Source organism: Lentilactobacillus parafarraginis DSM 18390 = JCM 14109 (assembly GCF_001435895.1).
Classification (GTDB): domain Bacteria; phylum Bacillota; class Bacilli; order Lactobacillales; family Lactobacillaceae; genus Lentilactobacillus; species Lentilactobacillus parafarraginis.
Map to the genome: position 1 here is coordinate 1 of NZ_AZFZ01000151.1, position 1,820 is coordinate 1,820.

At 42.1% G+C, this 1,820-nt stretch carries 1 protein-coding gene; it reads right to left on the reverse strand.

Annotation, left to right across the window (positions count from 1 at the left end):
* A partial coding sequence (locus FD47_RS14375; RefSeq protein ID WP_056980832.1) for an IS1182 family transposase occupies positions 1–1,676 on the reverse strand: 1,676 nt, incomplete at its 3' end.
* Positions 1,677–1,820: the final 144 nt, after the last annotated feature.

The following is a 1,820-nucleotide window of genomic DNA, read 5'->3' on the forward strand; positions in this document are numbered from 1 at the left end:
GAGGCTGGGACATAAGTCCCGCCCATAAATAAACTGAGCCGCATTTTCCATTTCTTTTGGAAGATGCGGCTCGGTTTTTCTATCCAACCAAAAATATGACTTAAATTGGCAATCATTTTGGCCAATTTATTCATATTTGCTGCCATCAAGATAATTCCTAATTCATTATTTACTTGTCTTAATCCACGTACCGATAATCGACGGAAACGCAAATTAGCCTTCAGGTTACCAAAGGCTGGCTCATCCTCAAGTTTTCGCTTAGCGAAAATGGCCTTGCCCTCTGGGCTTGAAAGCTGTTCACGAACGTATGCTTTTTGCGATTCCCAATGGGGATTGATGTTAATTCTTCGTTGGTTACCCATACGGGTGGTCGACCAATAATACCCTTCGGGGTCATCGTAATCGTCGGCCCGATAAACTTTAAAGTCGCGGGTAAACCCATTTTTATCAGTTCGATGGCTCATGCCGTGATATGAAAAGCGGATGTGGTGATTATCCACGTAGTAATCTTCTTCGGCATGATATTCCCAGTTCATCACTTTGCTAAGATCGCTGCGATATTTCTTCGATTGTTCTTTCAGATACATGGTGTAAGGAATCAAGGGGATCTTACCCGATTTCTCTTTAACAAATTGATAGTTTGGCTCACTGCCGTAGCCCGCATCGGCAACGATATAGTTGACTGGGGTTTGTGCGAAGTTCATCGCTTTTAAAAATGGAATTAAAGTACGTTGGTCCGTAGGACGTTGATTAACTTGGTAATAGAGAACAAATTGTGATTGGGTGGCAATTTGCAGATTGTACCCCGGCTTCAACTGGCCGTTTTGCATCGGATCTTCTTTCATCCGCATAAAAGTGGCGTCATGATCCGTTTTAGAGAAACTGTTCCGATCACCAAACCACTCATGATATTGGCGATACTTTTGTTTGCGAGGTAAGTATTCATCTCTTACTAGATGCCGAAGATGTTTTAGCTTACGCCGGCGTTGCTTACGTGGTGAACCACCGGGAATCACTTTTTCGGTTTTGATTTGCTGATCTAATTCGTCAATCTCTGTGTCCAATGCGTCTACTTCAGCTTCCAGCGTCTGAAGATCCGTCGGATCCATTTCGCTTTCCACTGCTAGATTGACTTTGTTTTGAATCAGGTCTTTAAACAAGTTTCGTGTTTTTTGGTCCAACTTACTTTCAAATTTTTCCGTGCTTCTTCGCCAGACAAATGAATACTTGTTGGCATCGGCGAGGATTTTAGTGCCATCAATGAAAATTGCCTCATCACTTAACAGATTGTTATCAATCAATGATTGACGGAACTGCAGATACATGAGGGCAATTAGCTTGGTGGTTTGTGGATCAGTCCGGAAACGATTGATTGTCCGGTAACTGGGCACCACGTCAGGGTCACCGATTAACCATTTCATCGGAATGTTTTCCTCGGCCATTTGTTGAATTTTCCGTCCCGAAAACACTTTCCGTGAGTAAGCAAATAACATCATTTTGAGCATCATCAACGGTGAATATTGTGGTCGGCCAAAGGCTGACTCTTCTCCATAAACTAATTTATATGGAATCGTGTCCACAAAAGCACTGATGGCGCGGACAATGTGCGTTTCTGAAATTGAAATTTCTAATGGCAATGTTAAACTGGTCTGGTTATTGTTATAATGTCTGTACATAGAGATTCACTCCTATCCTTGGGTTTTCATCGATTTAAGAATAGCAGAGTTGAATTCTCTGTGCTACATAAAATGCAAAAAAGCCTCGGAAAAAATTAATTTCCGAAGCTTTTTTGCGTGAGCTGGGACTTTTGTCCCAGCCTC